The 17179-nt window shown below is 70.5% G+C and carries 14 protein-coding genes; 9 read left to right on the plus strand and 5 right to left on the minus strand.

The genetic code is table 11. From position 1 onward, the window contains the following. Positions 1–2 precede the first annotated feature (2 nt). The 6 genes from purH (at position 3) to AB0O65_RS02700 (ending at position 8324) form a co-directional block, all read left to right on the plus strand. The gene (gene purH / locus AB0O65_RS02675; RefSeq protein WP_363382843.1) at positions 3–1610 is read left to right on the plus strand and encodes a bifunctional phosphoribosylaminoimidazolecarboxamide formyltransferase/IMP cyclohydrolase; all 1608 of its coding nucleotides are present in this window, start codon (positions 3–5) and stop codon (positions 1608–1610) included. A gap of 90 nt (positions 1611–1700) precedes the next feature. Next, the gene (locus tag AB0O65_RS02680) at positions 1701–3215 is read left to right on the plus strand and encodes an AlkA N-terminal domain-containing protein (RefSeq protein ID WP_363382846.1); all 1515 of its coding nucleotides are present in this window, start codon (positions 1701–1703) and stop codon (positions 3213–3215) included. Further along, positions 3212–3709 (plus strand): MGMT family protein, encoded by a 498-nt coding sequence (locus tag AB0O65_RS02685; RefSeq protein ID WP_363382849.1) that lies wholly within the window; start codon positions 3212–3214, stop codon positions 3707–3709. The genes AB0O65_RS02680 and AB0O65_RS02685 overlap by 4 nt, the downstream gene beginning before the upstream one ends. 132 nt (positions 3710–3841) lie before the next feature. Then, positions 3842–5701, plus strand: coding sequence for an ABC transporter ATP-binding protein (locus tag AB0O65_RS02690; RefSeq protein ID WP_363382852.1), 1860 nt, complete (start codon positions 3842–3844; stop codon positions 5699–5701). Beyond that, entirely contained in the window at positions 5698–7506 is a 1809-nt protein-coding gene (locus AB0O65_RS02695) for an ABC transporter ATP-binding protein (RefSeq protein ID WP_363382855.1), read from the plus strand. Before AB0O65_RS02690 ends, AB0O65_RS02695 begins: the two co-directional genes overlap by 4 nt. Positions 7507–7559: 53 nt before the next feature. Continuing rightward, positions 7560–8324, plus strand: a complete 765-nt coding sequence (locus tag AB0O65_RS02700; RefSeq protein ID WP_363382857.1) for a hypothetical protein — start codon at positions 7560–7562, stop codon at positions 8322–8324. A 10-nt stretch (positions 8325–8334) separates the two neighbouring features. On the opposite strand, the gene AB0O65_RS02705 is transcribed toward AB0O65_RS02700, so the two are convergent. After that, positions 8335–8793, minus strand: a complete 459-nt coding sequence (locus AB0O65_RS02705; protein ID WP_313477482.1) for a GNAT family N-acetyltransferase — start codon at positions 8791–8793, stop codon at positions 8335–8337. Positions 8794–8921: 128 nt separating this feature from the next. On the opposite strand from AB0O65_RS02705, the gene AB0O65_RS02710 reads away from it, so the two are divergent. Beyond that, positions 8922–11138 carry an NADP-dependent isocitrate dehydrogenase gene (locus AB0O65_RS02710; protein WP_363382859.1) on the plus strand — a complete coding sequence of 739 codons (2217 nt, stop codon included), beginning with the start codon at positions 8922–8924 and terminating at the stop codon, positions 11136–11138. 73 nt (positions 11139–11211) lie between these two features. Here the strand turns inward: AB0O65_RS02710 and AB0O65_RS02715 are convergent, their stop codons facing one another. Continuing rightward, entirely contained in the window at positions 11212–12678 is a 1467-nt protein-coding gene (locus tag AB0O65_RS02715; RefSeq protein ID WP_363382861.1) for a L,D-transpeptidase, read from the minus strand. A gap of 207 nt (positions 12679–12885) precedes the next feature. On the opposite strand from AB0O65_RS02715, the gene AB0O65_RS02720 reads away from it, so the two are divergent. Beyond that, positions 12886–14034, plus strand: a complete 1149-nt coding sequence (locus tag AB0O65_RS02720) for an ROK family transcriptional regulator (RefSeq protein WP_363382864.1) — start codon at positions 12886–12888, stop codon at positions 14032–14034. A 169-nt stretch (positions 14035–14203) separates the two neighbouring features. Next, positions 14204–14983, plus strand: coding sequence for a glucosamine-6-phosphate deaminase (gene nagB / locus AB0O65_RS02725; RefSeq protein ID WP_071643526.1), 780 nt, complete (start codon positions 14204–14206; stop codon positions 14981–14983). 25 nt (positions 14984–15008) lie between these two features. Here the strand turns inward: nagB and AB0O65_RS02730 are convergent, their stop codons facing one another. From AB0O65_RS02730 to AB0O65_RS02740, 3 genes are read right to left on the minus strand one after another with little or no spacing between them, the layout of a single operon-like run. Beyond that, a complete protein-coding gene (locus AB0O65_RS02730; RefSeq protein WP_313477489.1) occupies positions 15009–15404 on the minus strand; it encodes an NUDIX domain-containing protein in 396 nt (131 codons plus the stop codon). Continuing rightward, the gene (locus AB0O65_RS02735) at positions 15397–16758 is read right to left on the minus strand and encodes an FAD-linked oxidase C-terminal domain-containing protein (protein WP_071643524.1); all 1362 of its coding nucleotides are present in this window, start codon (positions 16756–16758) and stop codon (positions 15397–15399) included. Before AB0O65_RS02735 ends, AB0O65_RS02730 begins: the two co-directional genes overlap by 8 nt. Positions 16759–16781: 23 nt before the next feature. Further along, positions 16782–17153 carry a YrdB family protein gene (locus AB0O65_RS02740; RefSeq protein ID WP_313477491.1) on the minus strand — a complete coding sequence of 124 codons (372 nt, stop codon included), beginning with the start codon at positions 17151–17153 and terminating at the stop codon, positions 16782–16784. Positions 17154–17179 lie beyond the last annotated feature (26 nt).

The following is a 17179-nucleotide window of genomic DNA, read 5'->3' on the forward strand; positions in this document are numbered from 1 at the left end:
CCATGGCCGGCCCCAGCCTCGACCCCTCGCTGTACCGCGACCGTGACCTGGTGCGGGTGAAGCGCGCCCTGGTGTCGGTGAGCGACAAGTCCGGCCTGATCGAGCTCGCCGAGGCGCTGACCGAGGCGGGCATCGAGATCGTCTCGACCGGCTCCACGGCGCAGACCATCCGCGACGCGGGTCACCAGGTCACGGATGTGGCATCGGTCACCGGGGTCGCCGAGATGCTCGACGGCCGCGTCAAGACGCTGCACCCGAAGGTGCACGGCGGGCTGCTCGCCGACCTGCGTCTCGAAGAGCACGAGCGTCAGCTCGAGGACTTCGGCATCGAGCCGTTCGAGCTCGTCGTGGTCAACCTCTACCCCTTCGTGGAGACCGTGGCATCAGGCGCACGCCCCGACGCCATCGTCGAGCAGATCGACATCGGCGGACCCGCCATGGTGCGCGCCGCGGCGAAGAACCACGCCAACGTCGCGATCGTCGTGTCACCCGAGTCGTACCCCGCCATCATCGAGGCGATCGCCGAGGGCGGCACCACCCTCAGCCACCGTCGCGAGCTCGCCGCACGCGCCTTCGCGCACACCGCCAATTACGACTCGGCCGTCGCGCAGTGGTTCTCGGAGCGCACCCTCGCCGAGAGCGGAGACCTGCCGGCGCACCTCACCGTGAAGGCCGAGCGCCTGGCCACGCTGCGCTACGGCGAGAACTCGCACCAGCGCGGCGCGATCTACACCCGCGCCGGCGGCCACGGCATCGCGCAGGCGACCCAGCTGCAGGGCAAGGAGATGTCGTACAACAACTACGTCGACGCCGACGCCGCGCTGCGCGCCGCGTACGACATGGTGCAGCCGGCCGTGGCGATCATCAAGCACGCCAACCCGTGCGGCATCGCGACGACCGCGCGCAACGCCCTCGACCCCATCGCCAGTGCGCACCTGCGCGCCCACGAGTGCGACCCCGTCTCGGCGTACGGCGGGGTGATCGCGGCCAACGGCACCGTGACCCTGAAGATGGCGGAGAACCTGAAGGACATCTTCACCGAGGTCATCGTCGCCCCGGCGTTCGAGCCGGCCGCGCTCGAGGTGTTCAAGGCGAAGAAGAACCTGCGTCTGCTGCAGCTGCCCGCCGACTGGCGGCAGGAGCGGATGGACGTGCGTCTCGTCTCGGGCGGTCTGCTGCTGCAGGATGCCGATCGGTTCCCCGACGACATCGTCTCGGTGGCGACGAACTGGGAGCTCGTCTCGGGCGAGCGGCCCGACGACGTCGAGATGGAGAACCTCATCTTCGCGTGGAAGGCCTGCCGTGCGGTGAAGTCGAACGCGATCGTGCTGGCGAAGGACAACGCGACCGTGGGCGTGGGCATGGGCCAGGTCAACCGGGTCGACTCGTGCCGCCTCGCCGTCGAGCGGGCCGGAGACCGGGCCGCCGGCTCGGTGGCCGCGTCCGACGCCTTCTTCCCCTTCGCGGACGGCGCGCAGGTGCTCATCGACGCGGGCGTCACGGCGATCGTGCAGCCCGGCGGCTCGGTGCGCGATGAAGAGGTGGTCGACTCCGCCCGCAAGGCCGGCGTGACGATGTTCTTCACCGGAGAGCGTCACTTCTTCCACTGATCCCCGCGGCGCACTCGGCGCCCCTGATCGCGTGACTGCGATGTCCGATTTCCGCCAGCCGAGGGCGCGCGGGCGTGACAGCATGAAGACATGGGCAGCACCGCAGAGCACGACCGGCGCTACCGTGCGATCGCCGCGCGGGACACGCGCTTCGACGGGCAGTTCGTCACGGCGGTGCGCTCGACGCGCATCTACTGTCGCCCGAGCTGCCCCGCCCGCACCCCGAAGCCCGAGAACGTCACCTTCTACTCCACGAGCGCAGCGGCGCACGAGGCCGGGTACCGCGCCTGCAAGCGCTGCCTGCCCGAAGCCGCGCCGGGTTCGCCGGCGTGGGATCTGCGCGGCGACGCGGCGGCGCGCGCGATGCGTCTGATCACCGCGGGAGTCGTCGAGCAGGAGGGAGTGCCAGGGCTCGCCCGCCGGCTCGGCTACTCGCCCCGGCATCTGACGCGGATGCTGACCGCAGAGCTCGGCGCCGGTCCGCTGGCCCTCGCCAGGGCGCACCGCGCGCACACCGCGCGCATGCTGCTCGTCGGCACCGACATGCCCATCTCGGAGGTCGCGTTCTCCGCAGGATTCTCGAGCATCCGGCAGTGCAACGACACGATCCGCGAGGTCTTCGAGATGACTCCCGGAGAGCTGCGCGCGACGCGCCGTGCAGCCGCCCGCGGCTCACGCGCCGCGACGCCCGGCGCCGAGACGCCTGGCACCATAGACCTGCTGCTGCCGCACCGCGCGCCCATCGACGCTTCGGGCCTGTTCGCCTGGATGGCGGCGCGCGCCCTGCCTGGGGTGGAGACCGCCACGGCGACCTCGTTCGGTCGTCACCTGCGGATGCCGGGCGGCCCCGCGCACCTCGAGATCCGGCAGACGCCGGAGGGACAGCTGCGGCTGCGTGCGACGGTCACCAGACTCAAGGACCTCGCACCCCTCGTCGCGACCGCCCGCCGGCTGTTCGACCTCGACGCCGACCCGCAGGCGGTCGACGACGCGCTCGCGGAGCACCCCGAGCTGGCGCCGCTCGTGGCCGCCGTCCCCGGCATCCGCGTGCCCGGCACAGCGGACCCGCACGAGATGCTCATCCGCGCCATGGTGGGACAGCAGATCACCGTCGCCGCAGCGCGCACCGCTCTCGCCGCGCTGGCCGAGCAGCTGGGCGAGCGCACTCCCGCCGGCGGGCTGCTCTTCCCGACGATGGACGCCATCGCCGAGCACGGTGCCGAGGTGCTGCGCGGGCCTGCGGCGCGCATCCGCGCCATCACCGGTGCTGCCGCGGCGCTCGCCGACGGGTCGCTCACCCTCACGGTCGGCGATGACGCCGCAGCGCAGCGCGCGGCCCTGCTGGCGATGCCGGGCATCGGGCCGTGGACGGCGGACTACGTGCGGATGCGCGTGATCGGCGACCCCGACGTCTTCCTGCCCGGCGACGTGGCCGTGCGCGCGGGTGCCGTGGCCTCAGGGCTCCCCGGAGATCCGGCGTCCCTCACCGCCTGGGCCGCGCGCACGGCGCCCTGGCGCAGCTACCTCGCCGCGCACCTGTGGCGGGCGGTACCCGCCCGGCCGTCGCGCCGCTCCGCACGCTCAGCCCCGAAGGAGAAGCCATGACCGCGCTCGTGCAGACGATACCGACACCCGACGGCGCCCTGACGATCCTCGTCGACGAGGCGCAGCGGGTGCTCGCCTCCGGCTGGACCGACGACCACGCGGCGATCATCGCGCGGGTGCATCCCGCGCTGCGCCCGACCGCGGTCGATGAGGGGGAGACGGATGCCGCACACGCGGCGCGCGCGTTCTACGCGGGCGACCTGCACGCCATCGACGCCGTGATCGTGCGCCAGCGCGGTACGACGATGCAGTCCGCCGGATGGGAGGCCCTGCGCCGCATCGAACCGGGACGCCCGCTCAGCTACAGCGAGTTCGCGGCCGAGCTCGGCAGCCCGCAGGCGGTGCGCGCGGCCGCGTCGATCTGCGCGCGCAACGCGCCCGCCCTGTTCGTGCCGTGTCACCGCGTGCTGCGCTCGGATGGGACGCTGGGCGGCTTCGCGTGGGGTCTCCCGGTGAAGCAGAGCCTGCTCGCCCGCGAGCGCGGCGAGATCTGATCGACGCGTCTGCCTTGCGCGTCGGACAGCGTCGGCAATAGGCTCGAAGGCTGTCGCGTCGACCGGGCGACGCAGCGGATGCCACGGCATCCGCCTCACCTTCGTCACCCACTCGCCACGCACCCGAGAGTCATGTCTGTCAGCTCGTCTTCGTCGTCCCTGTCCACGTTCGCCGCGCTCTGGCGGCTGAAGCCCTTCGTGCAGCCGATCCTCGGCCGCCTGATCGGGGGTGCGCTCAGCGCGCTCGCCGCCGCGGTGATCGCCCTGATGATCCCGATCGTGCTCGAGCAGGTCGTGAAGAACTTCGATCTCGGCGGCGGCGCCGACGACTCCGTCGGATTCGTCATCGCCGGCGCGTTCGGCGTGCTGGCCCTCTCTCTGGGCGAGGCGGTGATGGTGTGGCTGCGCCGCTGGTTCGTGCTGACCCCCGCCACCGAGGTCGAGTACCAGATGCGCTCGCAGCTGTACTCGCGACTGCAGGGACTTCCCGTCGCCTTCCACGACCGCTGGCAGTCGGGGCAGCTGCTCAGCCGCATGATGCAGGACATCAACATCATCCGGCGGTGGCTGGCGTTCGGCCTGATCCTGCTCGTCGTCAACATCCTCACCATCGCGATCGGCGCCGTGCTGCTGTTCCGCTGGCACTGGCTGCTCGGCGTGATCTTCCTCGTCACCGGGGTGCCCATGTGGATTCAGGGCTACCTGTTCGAGAAGCGCTACGGCGCGCTCGCCCGGCGCAGTCAGGATCAGGCCGGCGACCTGGCCACCAGCGTCGAGGAGAGCGTGCACGGCATCCGCGTGCTCAAGGCCTTCGGGCGCGGCAAGCACGCGCTCGTGCGGTTCAGTCGCCAGGCCGAGACGCTGCGCGAGACCGAGCTGCGCAAGGGGCGCGCGGTCGCCGAGATCTGGTTCTGGCTCGACCTCATGCCGCAGATCGCGTTCGGGCTCAGCCTGATCGCGGGCATCTGGCTGATCGTGCAGGGGCAGATCGACGTGCCGCAGCTGTTCGCGTTCTTCGCGATGGCCGCTGTGCTGCGCTGGCCGATCGAATCGATCGGCTTCCTGTTCTCGTTCATGCTCGACGCGCGCACCGCGACCGACCGCGTGTTCGAGATCTACCAGGAGACGAACACCATCACCGACCCCGCGCAGCCGGTGCGGCTCGCCGAACCCCGTGGCGAGCTGGCCTTCGAGGGCGCTCACTTCCGGTATCAGGATGCCGGTGCGCACGAGCGCGACCTGCTCGACGGGATCGACCTCGTGCTGCGCCCGGGGGAGACCATGGCCCTGGTCGGTCTCACCGGCTCGGGCAAGACGACGCTCACCACGCTGCCGGCGCGCCTGTACGACGTCACCGGCGGTCGGGTGACACTCGACGGCGTCGACGTGCGCGACCTCGAGCTGTCCGAGCTGCGCCGGCACGTGGCGATGGCGTTCGAGGACGCGACGCTGTTCTCGGCATCCGTGCGGGAGAACGTGCTGCTGGGCCGGGCCGATCTCGACATCCACGGCGACGAGGCGGAGCGGGTGCTGCGCGAGGCGCTCGATGTCGCCCAGGCCGGGTTCGTCGACACGCTGCCCAACGGCGTCGAGACGGTCATCGGCGAAGAGGGGCTGAGCCTGTCGGGTGGGCAGCGTCAGCGCCTGGCGCTCGCCCGCGCCGTCGCCGCCGCCCCGAAGGTGCTCGTGCTCGACGACCCGCTCTCCGCCCTCGACGTCGACACCGAGGCGCTCGTCGAGGAGGCGCTGCGTCACGTGCTCGCCGAGACGACCGCGCTGATCGTCGCGCACCGCCCGTCGACCGTCGCGCTCGCCGACCGCGTCGCGCTGCTCGAGAGAGGGCGCATCACCGCCGTGGGCACGCACTCCGAGCTGCTGCGCACCAGCTCGCACTACCGCCACGTCATCTCGAGCCTCGAGGCAGAGGAGGCGGCGCGCACCGGCGCGATCGACATCGTGGCATCAGCAGACGAAGAGGAGGTGCAGGCGTGAGCATCGCAGGCACCCGGGGCGAAGACCGCTCCGACTACACCAGGAGCGAGAGCCGTGCGATCCGGCAGCGATCGCTGCGGCTGCTCGGCTCGCTCATCGCGCCGCTGCGGCTGCGCATCGTCATCGCCGCGCTCGTGCTCGTCGTCTCGACCGCGCTGCAGGTGGCAGGTCCCATCCTCATCGGCATCGCGCTGGATCGTGCTCTGCCGCAGCTGCTGCAGACGGCCGACTGGATGCCGGCGGTCACCGTCACGATCGTCTACCTCGTCGCCGGGATCCTGGCCTCGGCGCTGATCGGGCTGTACGTCGTGCTCGCCGCTCGCATCACGCAGGCGGTGCTGCTGGATCTGCGCAAGCGGATCTTCCTGCACACCCAGCGCCTGAGCCTGGAGTTCCACGAGTCGTACACCTCCGGGCGCATCATCTCGCGTCAGACGAGCGACCTGGACTCCATCCGCGAGCTGCTCGACGGCGGTCTGAACAACCTCGTCTCCGGCCTGCTGTTCGGGCTGTTCACGTTCATCGCGCTGGTGATCGCGGACTGGCAGTCCGGGGCGATCCTGCTGCTCGCGGGCATCCCGCTGATCGTGCTCATGCGCTGGTTCTACACGCGCTCGCAGGCCGTCTACCGCGAGTCCCGAGTGATCAGCGCCAAGGTGATCGTGCAGTTCGTCGAGACCATGACCGGCATCCGCGCCGTCAAGTCGTTCCGCAAGGAGCCGCGCAACGACGCCTCCTTCCGCGCCGTCGCCGGCGACTACCGCGACGTCAACCGGCGCTCCATGGTGCTGTTCGGCACGTTCGAGCCGGGGCTGATGGGCATCGCCGCGCTCACCCTCGCCGCCGTGGTGCTGTGGGGCGGTCTGCGTGTCGCCGACGGCGCGCTGGGCGTCGGGGTGCTGCTCGCGACGGTGCTGTACGTGCGCAACTTCTTCGCGCCCATGCAGGAGATCGCGATGTTCCTGAATTCCTACCAGTCGGCCACCGCGGCGCTGGAGAAGGTCTCCGGCGTGCTCGAGGAGCAGCCGACCGTGCCCGATCCGGAGAAGCCGGTGGACCTGTGGGAGTCGCGCGGCGCGATCCGCTTCGACGACGTCACCTTCGCCTACAACGACGACAAGACGATCCTGCCGGACTTCTCACTCGACATCCCCGCGGGTCAGACGATCGCGCTCGTGGGCACGACGGGTGCGGGCAAGTCCACCCTCGCCAAGCTCGTCTCGCGCTTCTACGACCCGACCGCCGGGCGGGTGACGCTCGACGGCATCGACCTGAGGATGCTGCACCCGAAGGATCTGCGCCGCGCGATCGTGATGGTGACGCAGGAGGCCTATCTGTTCAGCGGCACGGTCGCCGACAACATTGCGCTCGGCAGGCCGGACGCGACACTCGACGAGATCCGCGCCGCGGCGCGTGCCGTAGGCGCCGACGAGTTCATCTCGTCGCTGCCCGACGGATACGGCACCGACGTCAACAAGCGCGGAGGTCGCGTGTCGGCCGGGCAGCGGCAGCTGATCTCGTTCGCCCGAGCATTCCTCGCCGACCCCGCGGTGCTGATCCTCGACGAGGCGACCGCGTCGCTCGACATCCCGTCCGAGCGACTGATCCAGGAGGCGCTGCAGACGCTGCTCGCCGACCGCACGGCGATCATCATCGCGCACCGTCTGTCGACGGTCGCGATCGCCGATCGCGTGCTGGTGATGGAGCACGGCCGGATCATCGAGGACGACACCCCCGCAGCGCTGATCGGCGGCACGGGGAAGTTCGCTCAGCTGCACGCGGCGTGGCAGGAGACCCTCGTCTGAGATCGGGCCGGCGGGCGTGGCCGCGCACGTCGGTCTGAGATTAGGTTAGGGGAGTGGACCCGATCCTTCTGCTGGCCACCGAGCTGTGGTGGGTCGCCCCGGCCGCCGCCGGAGTGGGAGCGAGCGGGTACGCGATCGTGCGAAGGCGGGGGACGGTGAACGGCAGACGGCTCGGCTATGACGCGGCGCGACTCGAGCTGCGCCAGGCCCAGGTCGAGGCCAGGGCGGCGGCGGACGCCGCTCGCATCGCCAGGGCGGATCTCGCGAGAGTGACCGCCGACCGAGCTGCAGCACGAGTGGATGCCTCGGCCGTGGCATCCGCTCGTCGTGCGCTGCGCGACGCTCAGCTGAACGCGCGTGCCGCTGTCGCGCGCGTCAAGGTCAGCCGCGTGCGGGTCTCGACCGAACGGTCGTCGATGTCGACCGGCGGCACGTCGCCACTCGAGCGGCTGCGCGGCCGCCACGACGCTCTGCTCGCCCGCTGGATGGAGTACGAGACGGATCCCGCTCGAGCGATCGCCTTCCCTCAGATGAGCGACGGACGTCAGCCCGCGACGGCGGCGTTCCTCGTCGCGCTGCGCCGAGCGCGCGACGCCAGGCCGAGCCCCGATTCGCGGATCAGTCCTGAGGAGTTCAGCATGTACCGCGCAGCGGTCGAGGATCTGGAGCGCGCCTTCGACATCGCCGAGCGCGCCGCCCGCGGCGAGCGGGTGGACGCCGAGCTGCCGGATGCCCTGTGGGACGCAGCGCGTACTCTCGTCATCCGCACGTCGGACTCGGTCATCGCCTGGACGATGAGGATGCGCCGCAGGCCTTGAGCCGCGCCTCTCAGCCGTCGACGCGGATCTGCGCGATGACCTCGGAGTACTCGGTCTCGCCGACGGGCTCGAACCCGACACGGCGGAAGAAGGCCTCAGGCCCGTCTTCGCCGGCCTCATAGATCACGTTCACGTGGTCGACACCGCGGGCGCGGGCCTCCTCGATGAGTGCCTGCACGGCGAAGCTGCCGACGCCGCGACGCTGGTCATCGGCATCGACGTTGATCCGCCAGAGCACGCTGCGGAAGTGCTCCTCAGGGGTGTCGGCGTCGAAGCTCGCGCTGACGAACCCGACGACCTCATCGCCGTCGAGCACAACACGCTGCCACGACGTCTGAGGGTTCACGACCGTCGCGGCGATGCCGTACGACACCGGAGCGAGGAACTGCTCCTGGCCCGGACGCAGCGACAGATTGTTCACGGCGACGATCGTCGCAGCGGAGAGTTCTTCCACGCGCAGTTCCGACATGCCCCCAGGCTAGCGCGTCACCCGCGATCCGTGGCAGATCGGATCGAGCGGGCGCGACCCGGGCAGGCGCAGAAGACTCGGGTATCTTGGTATCGAGATAAATCTGCCCTCGCGAACGGAGATCCCCGGTGACCGACGACGCCATCATCTACACCTACACAGACGAGGCGCCGGCCCTGGCCACCGCTTCGTTCCTGCCCATCATCAAGGCCTACACCGGTCAGGCGGGCATCGAGGTGGAGACCCGCGACATCTCGCTGGCGGGTCGCATCCTCGCCGCCTTCCCCCAGAAGCTCACCCCCGAGCAGCAGGTCGGCGACGCGCTCGCCGAGCTCGGCGGCCTGGCCACGCTGCCCGAGGCGAACATCATCAAGCTGCCGAACATCTCGGCATCCATCCCGCAGCTCAAGGCGGCCATCGCCGAGCTGCAGGGGCAGGGCTTCGACGTGCCGGACTATCCCGACGAGCCGCAGTCGCTGGAGGAGAAGGACGTCCGCGCTCGCTACGACAGGATCAAGGGCTCGGCGGTGAACCCCGTGCTGCGCGAGGGCAACAGCGACCGGCGCGCCCCGCTCGCGGTGAAGAACTACGCCAAGAAGCACCCGCACCGCAACAAGCCGTTCGCCGAGGGCTCGAAGACCCGCGTGGTCACCATGGGCCACGACGACTTCAAGAGCAACGAGCGGTCGTGGGTGGCCGCCCACGACGACGTGCTGAGCTTCCAGCACGTCGCCGCCGACGGCACCGTCACCGTGCTGAAGGAGGGCCTGAAGGTCCTGCCGCGCGAGATCATCGACGCCACGTTCCTGTCGGCCGCCGAGCTCGACGCCTTCCTCGCCGAGACGCTCGAGCAGGCCAAGGCCGACGACGTGCTCTACTCGGTGCACCTCAAGGCGACCATGATGAAGGTCAGCGACCCGATCATCTTCGGCCACGTCGTGAAGGCCTTCTTCCGCGACGTCTTCGCGCAGTACGGCGACCAGCTCGCCGCGTCCGGCCTCAGCGCCAACGACGGTCTCGGCTCGATCCTCTCCGGTCTGTCGGGCATCGCCGGCGGCGAGGAGATCGCCGCGGCTTTCGAGCGCGCGATCGAGAACGGTCCGCGCCTGTCGTACGTCAACTCCGACAAGGGCATCACCAACCTGCACGTGCCCAGCGACGTGATCGTCGACGCCTCGATGCCGGCGCTGGTGCGCAACGGCGGCAAGCTGTGGGGCAAGGACGGCGGCGAAGCCGACACCATCGCGGTCATCCCCGACTCCTCATACGCGGGCGTCTATCAGGCCGTCATCGACGATGTCATCGCCAACGGCCCGCTGGACCCCGCCACGATCGGCACCGTGCCGAACGTCGGCCTCATGGCCCAGGCCGCCGAGGAGTACGGCAGCCACGACAAGACGTTCGAGATCGCGTCGGACGGCATCGTGCAGGTGCTCGACAGCGAGGGCACCGTGCTCATCGAGCACACCGTCCGCGCCGGCGACATCTGGCGTGCGACCCAGACCAAGCACATCCCGGTCATGGACTGGGTCAAGCTCGCCGTGACGCGGGCCCGCGCGACCGGCGCTCCGGCGGTGTTCTGGCTCGACGCGAACCGCTCGCACGACGCGCAGATCATCGCCAAGGTGCACCAGGGCCTCGCCACGCTCGACACCAAGGGCCTGACGATCACGATCCTCGCCCCCGAGGAGGCGACGCGGTACACGCTCGCGCGCATGCGGCACGGCCTCGACACCATCTCGGTGACGGGCAACGTGCTGCGCGACTACCTGACCGACCTGTTCCCGATCCTCGAGGTCGGCACCAGCGCCAAGATGCTCAGCATCGTTCCGCTGCTGGCCGGCGGCGGTCTGTTCGAGACCGGTGCGGGCGGCTCGGCGCCGAAGCACGTGCAGCAGCTGGTCGGCGAGAACTACCTGCGCTGGGACTCGCTGGGCGAGTTCTTCGCCCTGGCCGCGTCGCTCGAGCACTTCGCCGACCGGACGGGCAACGAGAAGGCGCGGATCCTCGCGGAGACGCTGGATGCCGCGACCGGCACCTTCCTCGAGGAGGACCGCTCGCCGGGTCGCGCGCTCGGCACGATCGACAACCGCGGCAGCCACTTCTACCTCGGCCTGTACTGGGCGCAGGAGCTGGCGAAGCAGACGAAGGACGCCGACCTCGCCGCCGCCTTCGCACCGATCGCGGAGACGCTCGCCGCGAACGAGCAGAAGATCGTCGACGAGCTGAACGCTGTGCAGGGGCAGCCGGTCGACATCGGCGGCTACTACCGTCCGGACACGGCGAAGGTGGATGCCGCGATGCGTCCGTCGGCGACGCTGAACGGCGTGATCGACGCGCTCTGACGCAGGGACGCAAGAGGCCGGATGCTCAGCATCCGGCCTCTTCTGCGTCACGGCGCCGATCGGCGCCGGGGGATCAGTCGTGCACCCAGACCTCGGTGCCCTTCGTCGCGAACTCCCACACGTAGCGGGCGGCGTCGATGCTCATGTTCACGCAGCCGTGGCTCATCGGCGTGCCGAAGTTGCTGTGCCAGTAGGTGCCGTGCAGGGCCTCATCGCCGTTGAAGTACGTGATGTAGGGGACGTTCTCGGTGACGTACTTGCTGCCGTCGGCGTTCGAGCCGCGCATGTCCTGGGTGCGCAGCTGCGCGTACACGCGGAACCGGCCCTTGTCAGTGGGAGTGGCGCTCGTGCCGGTCGACACCGACCACGACTTCACGAGCTTCTCGTTCTCGTACAGGTACGTGCGCTGCTCGCTGAGGTCGACCTCGACGCGGCGGAACAGGCTGGTCGACTCGAAGGGCGTCGCGGTCACGGGAAGCGCGAAGGTGGCGTCGCCGCTCGTCAGCTTCTCGGCGAAGTCGCCCGCGGTCGTCGAGGTGTCGCCGAGCACGCGACCCTCCTTGCCCTCGGTGAGCGCCTTGAGAACCGTGCCGTCCGAGTCGACGATGTTCCGCGCGTTGACGATGTCGCGGTTCACCTGGGCCGGGAGCGCGTCGACCGACGGCTGGATCTTGGCGGGATCCGCCGAGATCGTCAGCTCGCCCTCCACGGCGTCGACCGTGAGCCACGACGCGACGACCTCGGGCGCCAGGGGCACCGTGCGCTCCTCGCCGACGTAGAAGCCGGCCTGTGCCAGCATCCCGTTCAGCTGCTCGACGGTCGTGGCCGCCTTGCTGTCGGTGATCAGCGGCGGCACCTCGACCGGAGCGGCGGAGTAGTCGAACGAGGTCTCGCCCGCCGCGATCGCATCGGTGAATGCGGCGGCCAGGCCGTCGACCGACACTCCCGTGCCCGGCACGGCCGGCGTCGCGGTGTAGGCCTGCGCGGCCGCATCGAACACGACCGTCGCGTCGGTGGCCGGGGTGTAGCTGGAGGGGACGGCGGCGCGCAGCGCGCTGTCGGCGGTCTCGGCGTCGAGCGTCACCTCGGCGGTGATCGGCTCGCCCATCCACGCGCCGAGATTCCACATCGGGCGCTCGGCGAAAGCCTCATCGGTCAGGGCGGCGGCATCGATGCTCGCACCGAGGTCGGCACCGGCGAGGGTCGCCCCATCACCGGCGTCCGTCAGCTGCACCTCGGTCGACGCCGTGCGCGCGCTGACGGCTTCTGCCGCCATGCCGGGTGTCATGAAGCCGACCGGCACACCGGCGACCGTCGTACCGGGGGCGATGAGCATCAGCGATGCGGCACCGGCGGCGAGAGCGAGTGCACCGGCACCCAGCCCGATCCACAGTCCGAGCCGGCGCTTCTTGGGGGCAGGCTCCATCGGCGCCCACTCCATGGGGGGAGTGCCTGTCGACGGCGGCTGAGCCATCGTCTCGGTGTCAGATGAGACGGCGTTCGACTGGCCGGTGCCGGGTCCGGAGATCAGATCGGTCACGGACTCACCCCCCTCGATGCTTCGTGACATGTCTTTTCATGGTACGGGACGTGTGGTAACGGAGAGGCAACGTCGACGGGGCGCGGCCCGGGTGGGGGTAACGTTTCGATAAAGCGATGCGACGGCGACGGGCGGGTGTTGCGCGGGGCCGGTTCGGAAGGTGTACTAACAAATGTGTCTCCCTTCCTTGATCGCGGATCGCCCGCCGTGGCGCCCGGTGTCCTGAGCGGCTCGTTCGGCGGCGGTCGCGGGCTGCGGGCGACGGGCAAGGTGCTTCCCGAGCAGGCGAGGTCGCACAACCGCTCGCTCGTGCTGCAGACGCTGTACCACCGCGGTGAGATGAGCCGAGCGGATCTCTCCCGCGAGACCGGCCTGACCCGCGTCACCATCTCCGACCTGGTAGGGGAGTGCATCGCCGACGGCATCGTCCGCGAGATCGGCGTGCGCGAGGCGGCCGGCCCTGGCAAGCCGCCGATCGTCATCGACATCGATCGCGACGGCCACCAGATCATCGGCGTCGACCTCTCCGGCACAGACCGCTTCGAGGGCGCCGTGCTCAATCTCGACGGCGAGATCCTGCACCGTCGCACCGTCGCGTTCCCCGCCGACGTGCTCGCCGATCAGGCCTACGCCGCAGTGACGGAGCTCGTGCGCGAGCTGATCGCGGACGCGGACCGGCCGGTGCTCGGCATCGGGGTCGGGAGCCCCGGCATCGTCCGGCCCGACGGAACCGTGCTCAGCGCTCCGAACCTCCACTGGCGCGACCTTCCCCTCGAACAGCGCCTGCATGACGAGTTCGCCCTGCCGGTGCTGGTACGCAACGACGCGAACGCGGCCGTCCTGGCCGAGTACACCTTCGGCGGCGCTCGATCCGACCTCATGCTCATCCGGATCGGACGAGGCGTCGGTGCCGGGCTGATCGCCGGCGGACAGGCGGTGATCGGCGGACGCTTCGCCGCCGGTGAGATCGGTCACGTCGTGACAGGCACCGACGACGGTCCGCCGTGCGCATGCGGGAGGCGCGGCTGCCTCGAGGCCTGGGTCAGTGCCCCGCACCTGCAGAGCATGATCGACGCCGACCCCTCGCGTCGCCCGGATGTCCTCGCCCACGCCGGCGCTCGTCTGGGCATCGCTCTCGCGCCCATCGTCGCGGCTCTCGACCTCTCGCAGGTCGTGCTTGCGGGCTCGCCCGAGCTGCTCGAGGGCGACTTCGTCGACGCCGCGACACGCACGTTGCACGAGCGCACGCTTGACGGCGTGTTCGCCGACGTCGTCATCCGCCTCACCCGGCAGGAGGACATCGTGCTCAGGGGCGCCGCGGTGATGGTCCTCTCCGCGCAGCTGGGGGTCTCGTGATCGGCGGGGCTGCGGCGATCCGCCATCGAGACGCCGCTTCCTCCGTCGCTGCGGCTCGATGAGAGAATCGAGCTGGTGCCCGCCGATTTCCCGGTCGCGGCGATCGGCGCTGCGCTGCTGAGCTCTGCGCTCGCCGAGATCGACCCCTTCGAAAAGGAGATGCCCGTTCATGGCTGAAGTCGTGATCCTCGAGAGCAAGGCCGCCGCCGGCGCGCTCGTCGCGGACGAGATCGTCCGTCTCATCGACGAGGTGAAGAACCCGGTGCTCGGACTCGCCACGGGGTCCACCCCGCTGCCGGTCTACCAGGCCCTTCGCGAGCGGCTGGCCGGGCACGATGTGTCGCACGTGCGCGGCTTCGCCCTCGATGAGTACGTCGGACTCGACGCCGCGCATCCCGAGAGCTATCGGTCGGTGATCACCCGGGAGGTCATCGAACCGCTCGGGCTCGACCCCGATCTGATCCGCGTTCCGAACGGCGACCTCGAGACCATCCGCCACGCCGGCGATGACTACGAGCGCGACATCATCGAGGCGGGCGGCGTCGACATCCAGCTGCTGGGCATCGGCACCGACGGGCACATCGGCTTCAACGAACCGGGCTCGTCGTTCGCGTCCACCACGCGTCTCAAGACCCTCACCGAGCAGACCCGCGAGGACAACGCGCGCTTCTTCGACTCGCTCGACGAGGTTCCGCGTCACTGCATCACGCAGGGGCTCGGCACCATCCTGCGCGCACGTCACCTCGTGCTGCTCGCGTTCGGCGAGTCGAAGGCGGATGCGGTCGCCGCCGCTCTCGAGGGACCGGTGAGCGCGATCCTGCCCGCGTCGGCCGTGCAGCTGCACCCGCACGTGACGGTCGTGCTCGACGAGGCCGCCGCCTCGAAGCTCGCCCTGCGCGACTACTACCGCTACAGCTACGACAACAAGCCGTCCTGGCAGGGCATCTGACCGGGCCCTGCGCCGATCGCCTGGATCAGGTCCAGGCGATCGGCAGCAGGTGCTCCGTGCTGAGCGGCGCGAGCGGCACGCTCGTCCAGTCGCCGGGCTCGAGCCAGCGCAGCTCGGCGAGCTCGGCCTGCACGACCACGTCGTCCGGCTGGGCGCGCAGCGCGAACGCGTCGGCGATCACCCGATGATCGGGCTCGTTCGCCGCCGCCGAGACGAACGTGCCCAGCGGCGTGAGATCGGCCTCGACGATCTGCAGCGACAGCTCTTCGTCCAGCTCGCGGATGAGGGTGGCGGCGGCGCTCTCGCCCGGCTCGGGCTTGCCGCCCGGCTGCATGAACCTCGTGGTGCCGCGCTTGCGCACGACGAGGGCGCGCCCGCGGTCGTCGACGATCACGGCGGCGCTGACCCTGATGTCAGGCATCCGCGAACACCTTGCCGGGGTTGAGGATGCCCTGAGGGTCGAAGACGCGCAGGATCTGCCGCTGGATCTCCCACTGGTCGTCGCCGAGCTCCTCGGCGAGCCAGCGGCTCTTCAGGATCCCGACCCCGTGCTCGCCGGTGAGCGTGCCACCGAGGCGGATCGCGGCGCGGAACAGCTCGTCGGCCGCAGCCCAGATGCGCGGCGGCACGATCTCGCCCTCGAAGATGAAATTCGGATGCAGGTTGCCGTCGCCGGCGTGCGCGACGGTCGGGATGCTCACGCCGAACTCGCGTTCGATGGCCGCGATCTCGTCGAACATCGCCGCCATCGCGCTGCGGGGCACCGCGACATCCTCGATCAGGGTGGTGCCGAGCGCCGCCATGGCCGGATGCATCGAGCGGCGCACCGCGAGAAGGCGCTCGCCCTCGATCGGGTCGTCGGTGAGCACCACCGAGCCGCCGGCCTCGCGAAGCACGCTCGCGATGCGCTCGGCGTCCGCGCGGGCCGCGGGGCCGTCGGTCTGGATGGTCAGCTGAGCGGCGCCCGACGCCGGGGCGGGCAGCAGCAGCAGCGCGTGCACGGCCGCGAGCGAAGCGGCATCCATCAGCTCCATGATCGACGGCTGCACACCCGCGGCGGTGACGGCCGCCGAGCCCGCGGCGGCGTCGCGCACGGTGGGGAACGCCGCGGTGATCGTGCACACCGCCCCCTCCACGAGTCGGCGCAGTTTGAGGGTCGCGCCGACGATGACGCCGAGCCTGCCCTCCGAGCCGATCACGAGCGAGGTGAGATCGAGGCCCGTGACGCCCTTGACGGTGCGGTGGCCGAGCCGCAGCAGCCGACCGTCGGCGAGCACGATGTCGACGCCCAGCACGGCATCGCGGACGACTCCGTACTTCGCGCAGAGCAGCCCGCCGGCCCCGGTGGCGATGTTGCCGCCGACCGTCGAGATCTCGCGGCTGGCGGGGTCCGGCGGCCACCACAGATCGTGCGCGGCCAGCTGCGCGTTCAGCTCGGCGTTCAGGATGCCAGGCTCGACGACCGCGAGCAGGTCGTCTTGACGCACCTCGAGAACCCGGTTCATCCGCGCGGTGGACAGCACGATCTCTCCCGGGCCCGCGTTGGCGGCACCCGCGAGACCCGTTCCCGCCCCCCGCACCACGACGGGGGTGCCCGTGGCGGACGCGATGCGCATCACCCGCTGCACGTCGTCGACCGAGCGGGCGTGCACGACGGCGATCGGCGCTCCCGAGGAGCGATGGCCGCTGCGATCCGCGCGGGCGTCGTCGAGCACGTCGGCGGCGGTGTCGACGATGTCGCCGAGCTCGCGCTCAAGACGCTCGAGGACGGTCATGCTCGGGCCCGCTGCACGACGGATCAGTCCAGTGCTCGTCGTCCGGCGATGACGCCGGAGGTGACGGCGACGACAGCGAACGCGATCCCCGCCCAGGCCTGACCCATCGACCACCATGCCAGGGTGACACCGACGTAGATGAGCACCTCGACCACCGCACGCAGGAACGGGTGCAGGCGCAGCACCGGGCGGGGGGAGAGGAAGAGAGCCCAGATCAGCAGCGTCGCCACCGGCGCCCCGATGCCGACGACGATGCTCCACGGCATCGGCCATTCACCGAAGCCCCACAGCGCGAGCGAGGCGAGGGCGGCGAGCAGCACCAGAACACGGACGATGTCGAGCGGAGTGATCGTCGGACGCTGGACGCCCGGTTCGGCGGCGGTGTTCTGGGACATGCTCCCAGTCTATTCGGCGCGCTGCG

Origin of the sequence: Microbacterium sp. NPDC077391 (assembly GCF_040686955.1) — a bacterium.
In the GTDB taxonomy this organism is placed as follows: domain Bacteria; phylum Actinomycetota; class Actinomycetes; order Actinomycetales; family Microbacteriaceae; genus Microbacterium; species Microbacterium commune.